The 18945-nt window shown below is 72.5% G+C and carries 13 protein-coding genes; 5 read left to right on the forward strand and 8 right to left on the reverse strand.

Features of this window, described 5'->3' with window-relative positions; all coding sequences use genetic code 11:
• The first annotated feature begins 18 nt into the window (after window positions 1–18).
• Together ACFYPN_RS01995 and lgt are read left to right on the forward strand one after the other, a co-directional pair.
• A complete protein-coding gene (locus tag ACFYPN_RS01995; RefSeq protein ID WP_389296444.1) occupies window positions 19–837 on the forward strand; it encodes a thioredoxin domain-containing protein in 819 nt (272 codons plus the stop codon).
• Window positions 838–937: 100 nt separating this feature from the next.
• Window positions 938–2026, forward strand: coding sequence for a prolipoprotein diacylglyceryl transferase (gene lgt, locus ACFYPN_RS02000; RefSeq protein ID WP_389296445.1), 1089 nt, complete (start codon window positions 938–940; stop codon window positions 2024–2026).
• 101 nt (window positions 2027–2127) lie between these two features.
• On the opposite strand, the gene ACFYPN_RS02005 is transcribed toward lgt, so the two are convergent.
• Genes ACFYPN_RS02005 through ACFYPN_RS02035 form a run of 7 tightly spaced genes read right to left on the reverse strand, consistent with a single transcriptional unit; the run spans window position 2128 to window position 10046 of the window.
• Window positions 2128–2985, reverse strand: coding sequence for an HpcH/HpaI aldolase/citrate lyase family protein (locus ACFYPN_RS02005; RefSeq protein ID WP_389296581.1), 858 nt, complete (start codon window positions 2983–2985; stop codon window positions 2128–2130).
• Between the two features lie 50 nt (window positions 2986–3035).
• Window positions 3036–4247 (reverse strand): CaiB/BaiF CoA transferase family protein, encoded by a 1212-nt coding sequence (locus ACFYPN_RS02010; protein WP_389296446.1) that lies wholly within the window; start codon window positions 4245–4247, stop codon window positions 3036–3038.
• Window positions 4244–5128 carry a ribokinase gene (gene rbsK / locus ACFYPN_RS02015; RefSeq protein ID WP_358761096.1) on the reverse strand — a complete coding sequence of 295 codons (885 nt, stop codon included), beginning with the start codon at window positions 5126–5128 and terminating at the stop codon, window positions 4244–4246. Before rbsK ends, ACFYPN_RS02010 begins: the two co-directional genes overlap by 4 nt.
• The gene (locus tag ACFYPN_RS02020; protein WP_358761097.1) at window positions 5125–6525 is read right to left on the reverse strand and encodes an ADP-ribosylglycohydrolase family protein; all 1401 of its coding nucleotides are present in this window, start codon (window positions 6523–6525) and stop codon (window positions 5125–5127) included. The genes rbsK and ACFYPN_RS02020 overlap by 4 nt, the downstream gene beginning before the upstream one ends.
• Window positions 6522–7706, reverse strand: a complete 1185-nt coding sequence (locus ACFYPN_RS02025; protein WP_389296447.1) for an ADP-ribosylglycohydrolase family protein — start codon at window positions 7704–7706, stop codon at window positions 6522–6524. Before ACFYPN_RS02025 ends, ACFYPN_RS02020 begins: the two co-directional genes overlap by 4 nt.
• Window positions 7651–8937: an ADP-ribosylglycohydrolase family protein gene (locus ACFYPN_RS02030; RefSeq protein WP_358761099.1), complete on the reverse strand. Its 1287-nt coding sequence runs from the start codon at window positions 8935–8937 to the stop codon at window positions 7651–7653. The genes ACFYPN_RS02025 and ACFYPN_RS02030 overlap by 56 nt, the downstream gene beginning before the upstream one ends.
• Window positions 8934–10046, reverse strand: coding sequence for an ADP-ribosylglycohydrolase family protein (locus ACFYPN_RS02035; RefSeq protein WP_358761100.1), 1113 nt, complete (start codon window positions 10044–10046; stop codon window positions 8934–8936). The genes ACFYPN_RS02030 and ACFYPN_RS02035 overlap by 4 nt, the downstream gene beginning before the upstream one ends.
• A gap of 419 nt (window positions 10047–10465) precedes the next feature.
• Here ACFYPN_RS02035 and ACFYPN_RS02040 point away from each other — a divergent pair, with 419 nt between their 5' ends.
• From ACFYPN_RS02040 to ACFYPN_RS02050, 3 genes are all read left to right on the forward strand, one after another.
• Entirely contained in the window at window positions 10466–11200 is a 735-nt protein-coding gene (locus ACFYPN_RS02040; RefSeq protein ID WP_358761101.1) for a VIT1/CCC1 transporter family protein, read from the forward strand.
• Between the two features lie 536 nt (window positions 11201–11736).
• A complete protein-coding gene (gene gltB, locus ACFYPN_RS02045; protein ID WP_358759978.1) occupies window positions 11737–16296 on the forward strand; it encodes a glutamate synthase large subunit in 4560 nt (1519 codons plus the stop codon).
• The gene (locus tag ACFYPN_RS02050; protein ID WP_358759976.1) at window positions 16289–17749 is read left to right on the forward strand and encodes a glutamate synthase subunit beta; all 1461 of its coding nucleotides are present in this window, start codon (window positions 16289–16291) and stop codon (window positions 17747–17749) included. The genes gltB and ACFYPN_RS02050 overlap by 8 nt, the downstream gene beginning before the upstream one ends.
• Before the next feature lie 214 nt (window positions 17750–17963).
• Here ACFYPN_RS02050 and ACFYPN_RS02055 read toward each other — a convergent pair whose 3' ends face one another.
• Window positions 17964–18875: a rhomboid family intramembrane serine protease gene (locus tag ACFYPN_RS02055; RefSeq protein WP_358759974.1), complete on the reverse strand. Its 912-nt coding sequence runs from the start codon at window positions 18873–18875 to the stop codon at window positions 17964–17966.
• Between the last annotated feature and the right edge of the window lie 70 nt (window positions 18876–18945).

Genomic DNA, 18945 nt, shown 5'->3' on the forward strand with positions numbered 1-18945 from the left:
CGGTTCGTTGCTGCGGGTGTGAGCGAGAACCATGAAGGAAGAAGGGCCGCGCGTGACCGGCTCGTCCAGCAGCGTGAGCAGGAGAAGGCGCGCGAGCGCCGCCGCCGCACCCTGATCGTCGCCGGTGCCGTGATCGGCGTACTGGCGCTGGCCGCCGTGATCGGCCTGATCGCGGCCAACGCCGGGGGCGACGACGACAGCACCGCCGCCCCCGTCGTCGCCCCGTCCGGCGCCACCGGGAAGGACGATCTCGCCATCCCGGTGGGAGCGAGCGACGCCCCGTCCACGCTCACCATCTGGGAGGACTTCCGCTGCCCGGTCTGCGCCCAGTTCGAGAACGCGTTCCGCGGCACCATCGAGGACCTCACGAAGAGCGGACAGCTCCGGGTGGAGTACCACCTGGCCACGATCATCGACGGAAACATGGGCGGTACGGGCTCGGTGCGCGCCGCGAACGCCGCTGCCTGCGCCCAGGACGCCGGCAAGTTCGTGGCGTACCACGACGTCCTGTACACCAACCAGCCCGCCGAGACCGATGACGCCTTCGGCAAGGACAGCACCCTGATCGACCTCTCCAAGAAGGTCTCCGGACTGGACACCCCGGCCTTCCGCAGCTGCGTGGAGAACGGCAAGCACAACGCCTGGGTCGCGAAGTCGAACGCCGCGTTCAGCGCGGGCGGCTTCCAGGGGACCCCGACCGCGCTGCTGAACGGCGAGTCCATCTTCCCGAAGAAGGGCGACGAGCAGATCTCGGTCGCCAACCTCAAGAAGTGGGTGGAGGAGGCCAACAAGGGCAAGCCGGCCGGCACCCTCACTCCCACGCCTCCGGCGTCTTGATCACGGTGCCGCCGCGGGCGGGGGAATCCGGCCCTGTTACCCATACGTTGCCGGGTGACGTGCCGTCGGTGCGGCCCGGCAGGGTAGCGTCGGTTCCGTCATGAACCTTGCCTTCATTCCCAGCCCGTCGACCGGCGTGATCGATCTTGGACCGATCCCGCTCCGCGGCTACGCGTTCTGCATCATCATCGGTGTCTTCGTCGCCGTCTGGTTCGGCAACAAGCGCTGGATCGCCCGGGGCGGCACCGCCGGCACCGTGGCCGACATCGCCGTCTGGGCGGTGCCCTTCGGCCTCGTGGGCGGCCGTCTCTACCACGTCATCACCGACTACCAGCTGTACTTCGGTGACGGTGAGGACTGGGTGGACGCCTTCAAGGTGTGGGAGGGCGGCCTCGGCATCTGGGGCGCCATCTCCCTCGGCGCGGTCGGTGCGTGGATCGGCTGCCGCCGCCGGGGCATCCCGCTGCCCGCATGGGCCGACGCCCTCGCCCCCGGTATCGCCTTCGCCCAGGCCATCGGGCGCTGGGGCAACTGGTTCAACCAGGAGCTCTACGGCCGGGAGACCACCCTGCCGTGGGGGCTGAAGATTAGTGAGGCCCCGAACCGCGTGGCCGGCATCTACCACCCGACGTTCCTCTACGAGTCGCTCTGGTGCGTCGGTGTCGCCCTGCTGGTCATCTGGGCGGACCGCCGCTTCCGGCTCGGACACGGCCGGGCGTTCGCGCTGTACGTCGCCGCGTACTGCACCGGGCGGGCCTGGATCGAGTACATGCGGGTCGACGAGGCCCACCACGTGCTCGGCCTGCGGCTGAACGTCTGGACCGCCATCATCGTCTTCATCCTGGCCGTCACGTACATCGTGATCTCGTACAAGGTGCGTCCCGGCCGCGAGGAGATCGTGGAACCCGGGGCCCAGGACGCCGACACCGGTGCGGACACGGACGGTGACACCGGAACCGGCGCCGGGGCGGAGGCGACGGAGGACGGTACGACCGACGAGAGTGCCGCGAGCGACCCGACGAAGCCCGACCCGACGAAGGCCGACCCGACGAAGGCCGACTCGACGAAGGCCGGCATGGTGAAGGCCGGAGCGACGGACGCCCGCACCGCGGACGACGCAGCCGCCGGGGCCGGGGCCGTGGACCGGCCGGAGAGCGACGGCGCCACCCGTACCGCCGGTACGAGCTGACTCCCAGGACAGCACGAGGCACAGCACGAGGCCGCCGCACCCGGACCGGGTGCGGCGGCCTTCCTCGTGTCCGGGGCCGCCCGCGGCCGGGCGGTGGGCCGTCAGCCGACGGGCGCCGCCGAACCCGACGCGGCCGTCCGCCGCCCGAGGGCGAGGGTGCGGTGCGCGGCGGCGGCCACCGCCGCGTCCACGAACCGGCCGTCCGGCAGCGCGAGCGCGCCGGCGTCCGTACGGGCAGCCGCCACGATCTCCTCGGCGGCCTCCAGCTCCTGATCGGTCGGCCGGTAGGCCCGTTCGATCACCGGCAGCTGCCGGGGGTGGATCGCCGCCCGCCCCAGCATCCCCAGCGCCCGCCCCCGGCCGCACGAGGCCCACAGCCCGTCCAGATCGCGCACGTCGGGGAAGACCGACTGTGTCGGAGGCTCTAGCCCGGCCGCCCGCGCCGCCACCACGATCCGGCTCCGCGACCAGTCGAGCCCGACATCGTCCCGTACACCCAGATCGGCGCGGAGGTCCGACTCCCCGAGCGCGATGCCCCGCACGTCGTGGTGGGCGGAGGCGATGGAGTACGCGTGCTCGATCGCGAGCGCCGATTCGAGCAGCGGATAGAGCGCGACGCCGGGGGCGAGGGCCGCCACGTGGTGCACGGAGACCGCGTGTGTGATCTTGGGGAGCCGTATCCCGGACAGTCCGGGCAGACCCGCCAGGGCCCTCACGTCGTCCTCCCCGTGCACCCGCACATGGACCGGTACGGCGTCCTCGGCCGTGGTCACCGGATCGGTGAGCAACTCGGCGGTGGCGGAACGGGCGTACTCCTTGCGGCCGGGCGCGACCGCGTCCTCCAGGTCCACGATCACCACGTCCGCCCCGGCCCGCAGCGCCTTGAGCACCACCTCCGGCCGGTCTCCGGGGGCGTAGAGCCAGGTCAGCGGCACCGGACTGGTGTCGTACGGAGGGATGCCGCCGGGCGGTACGGCCGCCGCGGCACGGGGACGCGCCTCGGCCGCCGTCACAGCGCCCCCTCGGAGCGCAGCGCGGCGATCCGCTCGCCGGAGAGGCCCAGCTCCCTGAGGATCTCCTCGGTGTCGGCCCCGTGCGGGCGCCCCGCCCACCGGATTCCGCCCGGTGTCCCGGAGAGCCGGAAGAGGACGTTCTGCATCCGCAGCGGCCCCAGCTCCGGGTCGTCCACCTCGGTGACGCTGTCCAGCGCCCGGTACTGCGGGTCCTCCATCACGTCCCGCACGTCGTAGACGGGGGCGATGGCCGCCTCCGCCTTCTCGAACTCGGCGAGCGCGTCGTCCCGGGTGTGCCGGGCGATCCACGACCCGACCGCCCCGTCCAGCTCGTCCGCGTGCTCCGCACGGGTGGCCCCCGACGCGAACCACGGCTCCTCGATCAGCTCGGGGCGCCCGACCAGCCGCATGACCCGCTCGGCGATCGACTGCGCCGAGGTCGAGACCGCGACCCACTGGCCGTCGGCGGTGCGGTAGGTGTTGCGCGGCGCGTTGTTGCGGGAACGGTTGCCGGTGCGCTGCTGGACGTGGCCGAGCTGGTCGAACCAGAGGGGCTGGGGGCCCAGCACCGTCAGGATCGGTTCGATGATCGCCATGTCGACCACCTGCCCCCGCCCCGTGCGGTCGCGCCCGGCGAGCGCGGTCATCACGGCGTACGCGGTGGCGAGCGCCGCGATCGAGTCGGCCAGGCCGAACGGCGGCAGCGTCGGCGGCCCCTCCGGCTCCCCGGTGATCGCCGCGAAACCGCTCATCGCCTCGGCGAGCGTCCCGAACCCGGGCCGGTGCGAGTAGGGGCCGAACTGGCCGAAGGCCGTCACCCGGGTCAGGACCAGCCGGGGGTTGACCGCCTCCAGCTCCTCCCAGCCGAGGCCCCAGCGCTCCAGGGTGCCGGGCCGGAAGTTCTCGATGATCACGTCGGTCCCGGCCGCCAGCCGCAGCAGCACCTCGCGCCCTCCGGGGCTGGACAGGTCCAGGGTGAGGTTGCGCTTGTTGCGGCCGAGGAGCTTCCACCAGAGTCCGATCCCGTCCTTCGCCGGGCCGTGGCCGCGCGAGGGGTCGGGCTTGCGCGGATGCTCGATCTTGATCACCTCGGCACCGAAGTCACCGAGCATGGTCGCCGCGAGCGGACCGGCGAAGAGGGTGGCGAGATCGAGGACCCGCAGGCCCGACAGGGGAGTGGGCGCGGAGGTGGTCGCGGATTCGGTCATGAGGCATCGATCTCGCTTCGGTAGGGCATGGAGGTGGACGCGCCGGGCTTCTGGACGCAGAGGGCGGCGGCGGAGGACGCCCAGGCGACCGCCTCGGCGACCGGCCGGCCCTCGCCGAGGGCCACGGCCAGCGTTCCGACGAAAGTGTCGCCCGCGCCCGTCGTGTCGACCGTGGTCACCTCGGGGGCGGCGAAGTGCACGGGTTCGCCACCCCGGGGCGCGTAGAGGCATCCCTCGGCGCCGAGGGTGATGACGACCTCCGGCACCTTGCGGAGCAGGATCTCGGCGGCGGCGTACGGGTCCTCGTACCCGGAGAGCTGCGCCGCCTCGTGCTCGTTGGGGACCAGCAGGCCCACGTGGGCCAGGAGCTCGTCGGGCAGCGGCTGGACGGGGGCCGGGGTGAGGATGGTGCGCACGCCCCGCGCGTGGGCGGCCCGTGCCCCCTCGATCACGGCGGACAGCGGCAGTTCCAGCTGGAGCAACAGGAGATCGGCCGAGGCCACGGCCTCGCTTTCGGCCGGTCCGAGCGCGGTGAACGTGCCGTTCGCTCCGGGGACCACCACGATCGCGTTGGCGCCGGTGCCGTCGACCACGATGTGCGCGGTGCCGCTCGCGCCCGGGGCCGTGCGCACCAGAGCGGTGTCGATCCCCGCGCTCTCCAGGCCGCCCCGCAGCTGCGAGCCGTACGCGTCGGCGCCGACCGCGCCGACCATCGTGACCTCCCCGCCTGCACGGGCGGCGGCGACCGCCTGATTGGCGCCCTTGCCACCGGGCACGGTCCGGAACTCCTTCCCTGCGACGGTTTCGCCGAGGGCGGGCGCCCGTGCGACGTAGGCGACCAGATCCATGTTGATGCTGCCGAGCACCGTGATGCGGGTCATGGGGTCAGTGCCTCCTGGTAGGTCTGTTCGGCGAGGGTGTCGAAGCCGGTTCCGTCGAAGCCGGACACCGAGGTGGCGAGCCGGTTCTTCAGCGGGGCGGTCCAGTGTCCGGGCAGCGCGTCCGGGCCCCCCGCCAGCAGTCCGGCGAGGGACCCGGCGGTCGCCCCGTTCGAGTCGGTGTCCCAGCCGCCCATCACGGCGTTGCCGATCGAGCGGGTGAAGTCGCCGTCGGCGTGCGTGAGAGCGGCGGCGAGCAGCGCCGCGTTGGGCAGCACGTGCACCCAGTGGTGGGTGGCGGCGTAGACCTCGTGCAGCCGGTCCACGACCGCGTCGAAGCCGCCCGGGCCCGTGGGTTGCGCGGCCCGCCCCGTCCGCGCCGCCTCGGCCGTGGCGATGCCCAGGCGCACCGCGCGCGCGTACCGGGACCCGGGCGGCACCACGCGCAGCCCGGCGGCCAGGCACCCGTGCACGTCGCTGGCCCCGCCGGCCGCCTGGGCCAGCGCCGCCGCGGTGAACATCGCCCCGTAGACGCCGTTCGCCGTGTGGGTGAGCACCGCGTCGCGGTGCGCCTGTTCCGCCGCCGCGCCCGGATCGCCCGGGCAGGTCCAGCCGTGCACGTCGGCGCGGATCTGGGCGCCGATCCACTCCCGGAACGGGTTGCGGTACCGGGCCGTGCGCGGCGGCTCCACCCCGTCCAGCAGATTGCGGTACGCGATCCGTTCGGCGGTGAAGACCCGGCCGGCCGGCAGTTCGTCGAGCCAGAGCCGAGCGAGGTCGCCGGTGGTGAAGCCCCGGCCGTGACGCCGGAGCAACAGCACCGTCAGGAGCGGGAAGTTGAGGTCGTCGTCCTCCGGCATCCCGTCGATGTTCTCCGCCAGCGAGGTCGGCCCGGAGCGGCGGTTCCAGGGGTACGCGGCGAGCAGCTCGGCCGAGACGCCCCGGGCGGTGAACCAGTCGGTGAGCGGCCAGTTGCCGGTGGCCCGGCCGAGCGCGCGGATGCCTTCCAGCGGCAGCTTCTCCACCGGCTTGCCGAGCAGGCAGCCCGCCGCCCGGCCCAGCCAGCCGGCGTGCAGCCGGGCCCGGTCCGGCGCCGGGCGGACCGCCGGCGGGGCCGGCCACCGCGGGCAGCGCGCCCGGATGTCCGCGAGCCCGGTGGGTTCCTCGTGCTCCAACGGGCTTTCCAGCAGCGCGAGTTCGTCGAGCAACCGCTCGGCGAGGGCGCGCAGCCGGGGCGGCGCGGGCGGCTCGGAGGCGCCGGCCCGGTCCGGTGCGGGCGGGCCCCCGGCCGCGTACCACCGGCCGGCGATCTCCGAGGCGTCCCGGCCGTCCTGCTCGGCCTGGCGCAGTTCGTGCCCGATCAGGTCCTCGGGCTGGACCCAGGTCAGCCGTACGTTCACCGCTCACCCACCAGTACCGCGAAGGCCGCCTCGTGGGCGCGGCGGCGGGCGGTGTCGGCCGCGAACACCTCGCGGGCCACCGCCGTCAGGGTGCGCGCCGGGGCGTGCAGGTCGAGCCGGCTCGCCTCGGCGACCGTCTTCGCCCACTCCTTCGGCACCGCCGCCTCCCCGTGGAGCGCGCCGGCGATCGCCCCGCTCATGGTGGCGATCGAGTCGCAGTCGCGCCCGTAGTTCACCGAACCCAGCACTGTGCGGCGGTAGTCACCGCCCCCTGCCAGCAGCATGCCCAGGGCGACGGGCAGTTCCTCGATGGAGTGCAGCCGCGACGGCCGGCGGGCGCCGAGCGAGGGGGAGCGGTAGTCGGGGCCGACCGTGTCGAAGGGGGCGACCGCCTCCCGCAGCGGCACGAGCGCCGACTCGGGGTCGCCGTGACGGGCCGCCTCCTCGCACACCGCCTCGATCGCCGCGCGGGTTCCGTCCTTGGCGAGGGCCAGGCACGCCTCCACCACCGAGGCCGGGGTGGCGCCCGGCGTGCAGGCCGCGGCGACCGCCGCCGCGAACACCCCGGCCGCCTCCCGGCCGTAACTGGACTGGTGCGGCGCCGCGACCTCCAGCGCCTCCGCGTACGCCGCCTCCGGATGCGCCGCGTTGACCAGTCCGACCGGTGCCATGTACATCGCCGCCCCGCAGTTGACGATGTTTCCGCTGCCGGCCTCGCGCGGGTCGACGTGCCCGTAGTGCACCCGCGCCACGAGCCACTTCTCGGCGAGGAAGATCCGCTGGAGCGGCAGCGCCTCCGCCTCCAGCTCCGGGATCCAGCGCGGGGTGGAGATCAGGTCCGGGACCAGGTGCGTGGCGACCGCGTACGCGTCCAGGTGGTCGCGGACCGCGTCGTACACCCGCACCAGCGCGTGGGTCATCAAGGTGTCGTCGGTGACGTGACCATCGCCCTTGTGGTACGGGGCGATCGGGCGGGCGGTGCGCCAGTCGTCGCCGTACCAGGGACCGACGATCCCGTGCACCCGCCCGCCGTGCCGCTCCGCGATCTGCTCGGAGGTCCAGCCCTCGACCGGCCCCCCGAGAGCGTCGCCGACGGCGGCGCCGACGAGGGCTCCGCTCACACGTTCATCGAGGGAAAGCGTGTCCGATACGGGGTGTTGTGTACTCGCTGTGGTGATCATGGCTGAATTGTCCACCCGTGGCGGCCTGTTCCGTGGCTGCGAGCAGCCCGGCGAGTTCGATCAGATCCGTGCCCGCGAGCCGGGGCAGCGCGCACCCGGCGAGCGTCCGGCACGCTTCCCGCCACCCGGACGGTACGGTCCGGATGCCGCCGAGCGTCCCGGTCAGCGCCCCTGCGAGGGCGGGCGCCGAGTCCGCGACCCGGGAGAGGCAGGCGGCCGCCGGGACCGCCTGGGCGATCTCGCCCCGCGCCGCGGTGGTCAGCGCGAGCGCCACCGGCACCGTCTCGGCGGCCGCGATCCCGTAGCTGTAGACGTGGTCCACGATCTGGTGCTCCAGCACCGGGACGAGGGAGAATGCCCCGGCGGGCTCGTCCGCGAACTCCCGCGCGAGCCGCACCGCGTGCTCCGCGTTGCGCGCGATCTCGGTGCCCTCGGGGAGCTGTGCGAGCGCCGCGTCCACCACCGTTCCCACGTCCGCCCCGGCGAGCGCCTCGGCGATCGCGGCGGCGATGGCCCGCGCCCCGTGCACCCCGTCGCCGTCCTGGGTGTACCGGGCGTCGAACTCGGCGAGCGCGGCGGCCGCGGCCGGGTCGCCCGGGTGCACCACCGCGAGCACCGCGGCCCGCACGCAGGCGGCGTCGTCGAAGTAGTGCGGGTTGTCGTGACCGGTGGCGGGGGGCCGCAGCCCGGCGGCGAGATTGCCGAGCCCGGCGCGCACCGAGATCCGGGCTCGCAGCGGCAGCACCGCGGCCTCCACCTCGGGTGCCCGCTCACTGGCCGCCGCGACCTTGGCGGCCAGCGCGTTCCACGCGCGGTCCACGGCGTCCCGCATCCGGCGCGAGGGGGCGAGCCCGTGCGCTTCGTCGGCCGCGGCGGCGAGCACCGTCCCCGCGGCGAACGCGGCCCACTCGGCGTCGTCCGAGGGGCCCAGCCGCAGCGGCTCCGGCGGCTGGTTCAGCGCGATCGGCACCGGCAGCGTGGTCGTCGCGTTCTGCTCGGCGAAGGTGTCCAGCTCCCGGGTGAGCCGCCGGGTCCACTCGGGCATCCGGGCCGCCCGGTGCCGGGCGGCGGGCCAGCCGGCCGCGTCCCCGGCGGCGAGCCCCAGCAGCAGGCCCTCGATCCGCGCGCGCCGGGTGGTCTCCGGCTGCTCCGTCCCGGGGCGGGTGCCGGCGGCGCTGTCGGTGCCGTCAGGGCTGTCGGGGAGTGCAGCTTCCGCGGCAGGCAGGCTCATCGGAGCGCTCCTTCCGCGTGCAGCAGGACCGCCGGCACCGGAGCGTCCAGGGGCTCGCGCACGGCCTCGCCGGGCCCGTCCGGGGGCGGCGCCGCCCCGGCCGCAGCCGGTGCCTGCGGCGCACCCGCAGGATCGCCCGCGGTCAGCAACTCCGCGACGTCCAGCACGTGGTAGCCCCGCATCGAGGGCAGGCAGCTGCCGCGCACCGGGCCGATCGCGGTGGCCCACTCCGAGGGGATCGCCGCCGCCCCCTGCCAGGCCCCGGCCAGAGCGCCCGCCACCGCCGCCGTGGTGTCCGCGTCCCGCCCCATGTTGACCGCCGTCAGCACGGCCGTACGGAAGTCGCCGCGCGCGGCCGTGAAGGCGCCGAACGCCAGGCCCACCGCCTCCGGCGCCAGGTCCGTCCACGGGTACCCGCCGATCACCACCGCCGACCGCACCGCCCGCTCGGCCGTCAACCGGTCCGGGTACGTGCGCTGTGCGGCGGTCACCGCCCGCCGCAGCGAACGCGCGGTCCACGAGTCCATCGGCACCACCGACAGCGCCGCCGCGACGACGGAGGACGTACTCGCCCCGACCATCGCCGCCGCGACCCCGGCCGCGACCGCCTGGCCGCCGTAGATGCCCTCGCCGTCGTGGCTGACCTGGCCGTCGATCGCCACCAGCCGGGCCGCCTCGGCGGGCCGCCCGGCCGCGAACACCCCGAACGGGGCCGCCCGCATCGCCAGCCCGTCGCTCCACGCGTGCCGGTGCTGCGCGGAGATCGGCGCGGCCAGCCCCCGGCGGAGGTTCTCCAGGGTGCCGCGCTCGCTGAACCCCGCGCCCCGGAAGGGCCCTTCGTCCAGATCGGCGATCCAGTGGTGCCAGGCCCGGTCCACGTCGGCGACGGTGAGCGCCGAACCGTGGCGGGCCAGCAACAGCCCGGAGAAGATCGCGTACTCGGTGTCGTCCGTACCTGCGGGGTCCTCGCTGACGAAGCCCTCGATCCGGCCCCAGCGGGCGCGGATCTCCGACGGTCTCAGGTTCTCCGCCGGGGCACCCAGCGCGTCCCCGACGGCCAGCCCGAGCAATGCTCCCCGGGCCCGGTCCTTACCCGTGATCGGTTCCATCGGTCGACCCTTCGTCCGTACACGATTTCCCCCTCCCCGATCTGTGCCACGCCCGGCGGGCGGGAAGGCTGACAACCGGAATAAAAGGGCCATGCGGATGAACCTAGACGAAACGGAGTGAGGAGCTGGACGGAGGAACGGCGAATCCCGGCAGGACAAGGCCACCGCCTCCGGAAGTCCCACCCGAAAGGATGACGGGCACTGTCGGCGTGACAGCCGTACGGGTGAACGGGGGCGGACCCTCGCGCACGGTGTGCGCCAGAGCCCGGAAAGGAAGGTGAGCCATACCTGTCCTGCCTGGTCAGGGCGGTGGTAAGTACGGCCTGCCTTGCTGGCGGCCGGCACATTTCGTGCGTACTTTCGAGGATGTCGGGCGGCGGCGGAGGGGCTGCGGAGCCGTCGGCGGATAGGGGAGCACTGTGTCCATCATCGAGACCGACGCCGCACTGCACGAGGCGCACCGCGACAACCACACCCACCGGGACGTCAACGGCGGCTGGCTGCGCCCCGCCGTCTTCGGCGCCATGGACGGCCTGGTCTCGAACCTCGCGCTGATGACGGGTGTCGCGGGTGGCGACGTCTCGCACCGGACCATCGTCATCACGGGTCTGGCCGGCCTCGCGGCCGGCGCCTTCTCCATGGCTGCGGGCGAATACACCTCGGTCGCCTCCCAGCGGGAGCTGGTGGAGGCCGAACTCGACGTCGAGCGGCGCGAGTTGCGCAAGCATCCGGACGACGAGATGCGCGAGCTCGCGGACCTCTACATCTCCCGGGGCGTGGAGCCGCACCTGGCCACCGAGGTCGCCCGGCAACTGTCCCGGGACCCGGAGCAGGCCCTGGAGATACATGCCCGCGAGGAACTCGGCATCGACCCCGGTGACCTTCCGTCACCTCTCGTCGCCGCCGGTTCCTCGTTCGCGGCCTTCGCGCTCGGCGCCCTCCTGCCGCTCCTTCCGTTCCTGCTCGGCGCGACCGCGCTCTGGCCCGCCGTGCTGCTCGCCCTCGTCGGCCTCTTCGGCTGCGGCGCGGTGGTGGCCCGGGTGACGGCCCGCAGCTGGTGGTTCAGCGGGCTGCGGCAGCTGGCGCTGGGCGGTGCCGCCGCGGCGCTCACCTACGGCCTCGGCGGACTCTTCGGGGTGGCGGTCGGCGGCTGACCCCGGGGTCCGTCCGAACGGAACCCCCCGCGCGGCCGGCCGCGCGGGGGGTTCCGTGGGCGTCCGGGGCCGCCCTGACCGCACGGGAGGGCGGCTGCTCGGACCGCCCGGTGGGTCGGTGCGCTCCCGGAGGTGCGCCCGGCCCGTTCACACGCCCGTCCGGAAAGCAACCCGCAATACCCCGGAAACACGTGTGACGTACGTCCTGGTTTCCCTCACTGGGCGGAAGGGGCTTGCACGACGTAAAATGAGAGCCTATGCACGACACCACATAAGTAATCGTTACTTCCTGGTTTCGACCGCATGGCCGCCGGGCATGAGCCTTGGACACCGCAGGCAACGACGCCTGCTCTCCGTGGCTCCCCGGGCGCTGATCTCTCCGACTGCGACCCCGTCCTCGCGATGCGATGTCCGCATGTTGGAACGGACCTTCCGGTTAGCGAGAAGCGCCCCATCATGTAACCTGCACGAAATTTCGCAGAGGGCCAACGTCGTCCCTCGGCCATGCATATGCCACGACGACGACGGGAGAGCCGATGCGCATCCACGCCTGGTCGCCCATGGACGGTCGCCCCGCCCAGCAGGGGATGTACGACCCCCGTAACGAGCACGACGCCTGCGGTGTCGGGTTCGTCGCCACCCTGACCGGTGTGGCCAGCCACGCGCTGGTCGAGCAGGCGCTGACCGTACTGCGCAACCTCGAACACCGCGGTGCCACCGGCTCCGAGCCCGACTCCGGCGACGGCGCCGGCATTCTCCTCCAGGTCCCCGACGCCTTCCTCCGCGAAGAGACCGGCTTCGACCTCCCGGAAGCCGGCGCGTACGCCGTCGGCATCGCCTTCCTCCCCGCCGACGGCTCCACCGACGCCGTCGAGGAGATCGAGAAGATCGCCGGCGAAGAGGGCCTCGACGTCCTCGGCTGGCGAGAGGTCCCGGTCGCCCCCGCCCTCCTCGGCAAGGGCGCCCGCGCCACCATGCCCGAGTTCCGTCAGCTCTTCGTGGCCGACGGCACCAGCACCGGCATCGCCCTCGACCGCAAGGCGTTCGTCCTGCGCAAGCGTGCCGAGCGGGAGGCCGGTGTCTACTTCCCGTCGCTCTCCGCCCGCACCCTCGTCTACAAGGGCATGCTCACCACCGGGCAGCTGGAACCCTTCTTCCCCGACCTGTCCGACCGCCGGTTCGCCACGGCCGTCGCACTCGTCCACTCCCGTTTCTCCACCAACACCTTCCCCAGCTGGCCGCTTGCACACCCGTACCGTTTCGTTGCCCACAACGGCGAGATCAACACGGTCAAGGGCAACCGCAACTGGATGAAGGCCCGCGAGTCGCAGCTCGCCTCCGGACTCTTCGGCGACGCCGCGCTCGACCGCATCTTCCCCGTCTGCACCCCGGACGCCTCCGACTCGGCCTCCTTCGACGAGGTCCTGGAGCTGCTCCACCTCGGCGGACGCTCGCTGCCGCACTCGGTGCTGATGATGGTCCCCGAGGCGTGGGAGAACCACGACTCCATGGACCCGGCCCGCCGCGCGTTCTACCAGTACCACTCCACGATGATGGAGCCCTGGGACGGCCCGGCCTGCGTCACCTTCACCGACGGCACCCAGGTCGGCGCGGTCCTCGACCGCAACGGACTGCGCCCCGGCCGCTACTGGGTCACCGACGAGGGCCTCGTCGTCCTCTCCTCCGAGGTCGGCGTCCTCGACATCGACCCCGCCAAGGTCGTCCGCAAGGGCCGCCTCCAGCCCGGCAAGATGTTCCTCGTCGACACCGCCGAGCACCGCATCATCGAGGACGACGAGATCAAGGCCGGCCTCGCGGGCGAGCAGCCCTACGAGGAGTGGCTGGAGACCGGCGAGATCGAACTCGGCGACCTCCCCGAGCGCGAGCACATCGTGCACACCCACGCCTCGGTCACCCGCCGCCAGCAGACCTTCGGCTACACCGAGGAAGAGCTCCGCGTCATCCTCGCCCCGATGGCCCGCACCGCCGGCGAACCGCTCGGCTCCATGGGCACGGACTCGCCGATCGCCGCGCTCTCCGCCCGGCCCCGGCTCCTCTTCGACTACTTCACCCAGCTCTTCGCCCAGGTCACCAACCCGCCGCTGGACGCCATCCGCGAGGAGCTCGTCACCTCGCTGCGCTCCTCGCTCGGCCCCCAGGGCAACATCCTGGAGCCGGCCGCCGCCACGTGCCGCAGCGTCACGCTGCCGTTCCCGGTGATCGACAACGACGAGCTCGCCAAGCTGATACACATCAACGCCGACGGCGACATGCCGGGCATGAAGGCCGCCACCCTCGCCGGCCTCTACCGCGTCAGCGGTGGCGGCGAGGCGCTCGCCGCCCGCATCGAGGCCATCTGCACCGAGGTCGACACCGCCATCGAGGACGGCGCCCGCCTCATCGTCCTCTCCGACCGGCACTCCGACGCCGAGCACGCGCCGATCCCGTCGCTGCTGCTCACCTCCGCCGTCCACCACCACCTCATCCGCACCAAGCAGCGCACCCAGGTGGGCCTGCTGGTCGAGGCCGGTGACGTCCGCGAGGTCCACCACGTCGCCCTGCTGATCGGTTACGGCGCCGCCGCCGTCAACCCGTACCTCGCCATGGAGTCCGTCGAGGACCTCGTCCGCGCCGGCACGTTCATCGAGGGCATCGAGCCCGAGCAGGCCATCCGCAACCTGATCTACGCCCTCGGCAAGGGCGTCCTCAAGGTCATGTCGAAGATGGGCATCTCCACCGTCGCCTCCTACCGCGGCGCCCAGGTCTTCGAGGCCGTCGGCCTCGACGAGGGCTTCGTCGCGACGTACTTCAACGGCACCGCCACCAAGATCGGCGGCGCCGGACTCGACGTCGTCGCCAAGGAGGTCGCCGCCCGGCACACCAAGGCGTACCCCGCCTCCGGCATCGCGGCCTCGCACCGCGCGCTGGAGATCGGCGGCGAGTACCAGTGGCGCCGCGAGGGCGAACCGCACCTGTTCGACCCGGAGACGGTCTTCCGCCTCCAGCACGCCACCCGTAACCGCCGGTACGACATCTTCAAGAAGTACACGGACCGGGTGAACGAGCAGTCCGAGCGGCTGATGACGCTCCGCGGCCTGTTCGGCTTCAAGTCCGACCGCGCCCCGATCTCCGTCGACGAGGTCGAGTCGGTCGCCGACATCGTCCAGCGCTTCTCCACCGGCGCCATGTCGTACGGCTCGATCTCCCGCGAGGCGCACGAGACGCTCGCCATCGCGATGAACCAGCTCGGCGGCAAGTCCAACACCGGCGAGGGCGGCGAGGACGCCGACCGTCTGCACGACCCGGCACGCCGCTCCGCCATCAAGCAGGTCGCCTCCGGCCGCTTCGGTGTCACCAGCGAGTACCTCGTCCACGCCGACGACATCCAGATCAAGATGGCGCAGGGCGCCAAGCCCGGCGAGGGCGGCCAGCTGCCCGGCCACAAGGTCTACCCCTGGGTCGCCAAGACCCGGCACTCCACCCCGGGCGTCGGCCTCATCTCGCCGCCGCCGCACCACGACATCTACTCCATCGAGGACCTGGCTCAGCTGATCCACGACCTCAAGAACGCCAACCCGGCGGCCCGCATCCACGTGAAGCTGGTCTCCGAAGTCGGCGTCGGCACGGTCGCGGCCGGTGTGTCCAAGGCCCACGCGGACGTCGTCCTCATCTCCGGCCACGACGGCGGAACGGGCGCCTCCCCGCTCACGTCGCTCAAGCACGCGGGCGGCCCCTGGGAACTCGGCCTCGCCGAGACCCAGCAGACGCTGCTCCTCAACGGCCTGCGCGACCGCATCGTGGTGCAGACCGACGGCCAGCTCAAGACCGGCCGCGACGTCGTCATCGCCGCACTGCTGGGCGCCGAGGAGTTCGGTTTCGCGACCGCGCCGCTCGTCGTCTCCGGCTGCGTCATGATGCGCGTCTGCCACCTCGACACCTGCCCGGTCGGCATCGCCACGCAGAACCCGGTGCTGCGCGACCGTTTCTCCGGCAAGGCCGAGTACGTGGTGAACTTCTTCCAGTTCATCGCCGAGGAGGTCCGCGAGATCCTCGCCGAGCTGGGCTTCCGCACGATCGAAGAGGCGGTCGGCCACGCCGAACTCCTCGACACCGACCGGGCGATCACCCACTGGAAGGCCCAGGGCCTCGACCTGGCGCCGCTGTTCCACGTGCCCGAGCTTCCCGAGGGCGCGGTCCGTCACCGGATCAACGCCCAGGACCACGGCCTCGCCAAGGCGCTCGACAACGAGCTGATCAAGCTCGCCGCCGACGCGCTCGGCGCCGACAGCGCGGAAGCCGCCCAGCCGGTCCGCGCCCAGGTCGCCATCCGCAACATCAACCGCACCGTCGGTACGATGCTCGGCCACGAGGTCACCAAGAAGTTCGGCGGTGCGGGCCTGCCCGAGAACACCATCGACATCACCTTCACCGGCTCCGCCGGCCAGTCCTTCGGCGCCTTCCTCCCGGCCGGAGTCACCCTCCGCCTGGAGGGCGACGCCAACGACTACGTCGGCAAGGGCCTCTCCGGCGGCCGTGTCGTGGTCCGCCCGGACCGCGGCGCCGACCACCTCGCCGAGTACTCCACCATCGCGGGCAACACGATCGGCTACGGCGCCACCGGCGGCGAGCTGTTCCTGCGGGGCCGCACCGGCGAACGCTTCTGCGTCCGCAACTCCGGCGCCACCGTCGTCTCCGAAGGCGTGGGCGACCACGGCTGCGAGTACATGACCGGTGGTTACGCGGTCGTCCTCGGCGAGACCGGCCGCAACTTCGCCGCCGGCATGTCCGGCGGGGTCGCGTACGTCATCGACCTGGACCGGCCCAACGTCAACCCGGGCAGCCGGGACGCGATCGAGGAGCTCTCCGAGGCCGACGGCCAGTGGCTGCACGACGTCGTGCGCCGCCACCAGGAGGAGACCGGTTCGACCGTCGCCGAGAAGCTCCTCGCCGAGTGGGCCACGTCGGTGACCCGCTTCAGCAAGATCATCCCGTCCACCTACAAGGCAGTGCTCGCCGCCAAGGACGCCGCTGAGCTCGCCGGTCTCTCCGAGCAGGAGACCACCGAGAAGATGATGGAGGCGGCGACCAATGGCTGACCCCAAGGGCTTCCTGACCACCGGGCGCGAGGTCGCGAAGACCCGCCCCGTCGGAGAGCGCGTCAAGGACTGGAACGAGGTCTACGTTCCGGGCTCCCTGCTCCCCATCATCAGCAAGCAGGCCGGCCGCTGCATGGACTGCGGCATCCCGTTCTGCCACAACGGCTGTCCGCTCGGAAACCTCATCCCCGAGTGGAACGACTACGCCTACCGCGAGGACTGGACCGCCGCGTCCGAGCGCCTGCACGCCACGAACAACTTCCCGGAGTTCACCGGGCGGCTCTGCCCGGCTCCCTGCGAGTCGGCGTGCGTGCTCGGCATCAACCAGCCGGCCGTCACCATCAAGAACGTCGAAGTCTCCATCATCGACAAGGCGTGGGACAGCGGCGACGTCACCCCGCAGCCGCCCGAGCGCCTCTCCGGCAAGACCGTCGCCGTTATCGGCTCAGGCCCCGCCGGACTGGCTGCCGCCCAGCAGCTGACCCGGGCCGGCCACACGGTCGTCGTGTACGAGCGCGCCGACCGCATCGGCGGCCTGCTGCGCTACGGCATCCCCGAGTTCAAGATGGAGAAGTCGCACATCAACCGCCGCATCGAGCAGATGCGCGCGGAGGGCACCAAGTTCCGCACCGAGGTGGAGATCGGCGCCGACATGCCGGCCGACGCTCTCCGCCGCCGCTACGACGCGGTCGTCGTCGCGGCCGGCGCCACGGTCTCCCGCGACCTTCCCGTCCCGGGCCGTGAGTTCAACGGTGTCCACTTCGCCATGGAGTACCTGCCCCTCGCCAACAAGGTGCAGGAGGGCGACCTGACGGTCTCCCCGATCAGCGCCGAGGGCAAGCACGTCGTGGTCATCGGCGGCGGCGACACCGGAGCCGACTGCGTGGGCACCGCCCACCGCCAGGGCGCGCTCTCCGTCACCCAGCTGGAGATCATGCCGCAGCCGGGCGAGGACCGGAACGCCAACCAGCCCTGGCCGACCTTCCCCATGCTGTACAAGGTCACCTCCGCGCACGAGGAGGGCGGCGAGCGGCTCTACTCCGTCTCCACCACCCACTTCGAGGGCGACGAGGACGGCAACGTCCAGGCACTCCACCTCATCGAGGTGGAGTTCAAGGACGGCAAGCTGGAGCAGAAGTCCGGCACCGAGCGCCGCATCCCGGCCCAGCTCGTCACCCTCGCCATGGGCTTCACCGGCACCGACCAGGCCAACGGCCTCGTCGAGCAGTTCGGTCTCGGCCTCGACGAGCGCGGTAACATCGCCCGCGACGCCGACTACGCCACCAACGTCGAAGGCGTCTTCGTCGCCGGTGACGCGGGCCGCGGCCAGTCGCTCATCGTGTGGGCCATCGCCGAGGGCCGCTCCGCGGCACGCGGGGTGGACCGCTTCCTGACCGGGACCAGCGCACTGCCGGCCCCGATCCGCCCGACGGACCGTTCTCTGATGGTCTGACCCGGACTGCCGGGACCTGCCGCTTCCGCGGCCGGCCCCGGAGCAGACGTCCCGTACAAAGGCGTACGGAACTGAACGCGGCGCCTGCCTCGTCCCCGACCGGACTTGGGTGGGCGCCGTGGCGCGTCCGGGGCAGGCCGCCGGGACATGCGTGTGCCCGGCACGGAATCGTCCGTGCCGGGCACGCCCATGTCCGGGCCCCGGGCCCCGGCCCTCAGCCGCCGGTCAGCGCGTTCGTCTTCAGCACCACCACGAGCACCAGCAGGGCCAGCAGCACCACCGCGGCGACGCTCTGCGCGAGACCGTTGCGCAGCTTGGCGGGGGCGTACGCGAGTCCGCACATCACCAGCGCACCGGTCAGCAGGCCGCCGAGGTGGCCCTGCCAGGAGGTGAAGAAGGCCGAGAGCACCATCCACAGCAGGAACCCGGCCATGAAGCGGTTCAGGGCGCCCACGTCTCGCCCCAGCCGCCGGCCGATGACGTAGAGCGCGGCCGCCAGACCGAAGATCGCTCCCGAGGCGCCCACGGCGTCGGTGTCCGGCGCCAGCACGTACACCAGTACCGAGCCGCCCACCGCGGACAGCAGGTAGAGCGCCGTGTACCGGACCTTCCCGAGCTGGGTCTCCACGTCCCGGCCCAGGTTCCAGAGGGCCAGCATGTTGAAGACCAGGTGCATCACGCCGATCGACGAGTCCGGCGGCAGATGCAGGAACGACCCCGTCAGCAACCGGTACCACTCGCCGTCGACCACTCCGGTCGCCTCGAACCCGGGCGGCGTCCAGCCCTCGTACAGGTAGAGGCTGCCGTCGGGACCGACGAGCGCGGACCCGAGCATCCCGAACCGGTCCAGGATCTCCGGCTTCACGACCTCGGCGACGTACGCGAGGACGTTCAGGGCTATGAGTGCGTAGGTGACCAGGGGCTTCGTCCCGGACGGGCCCAGACCGCCGAAGAGACTCCGCGCCTGACGGACCGAGCGATTGCCCTCCCGCACGCACTCCGGGCACTGATGACCGACCGCGGCCTCACGCATGCAGTCCGGGCATATCCGGCGGTCGCATCGGGTGCAGCGCACATGCGTCTCGAAAGACGGATGGCGGTAGCAGGCGGGGGTGTCGGCCTCCATGACCGGCTCCTTCACTGGGCGAGATGACGCACGGGGCCGATGTGACGGCGGCGATCAAGATAGCGAACCC

It is taken from the genome of Streptomyces sp. NPDC005576, assembly GCF_042871745.1.
Classification (GTDB): domain Bacteria; phylum Actinomycetota; class Actinomycetes; order Streptomycetales; family Streptomycetaceae; genus Streptomyces.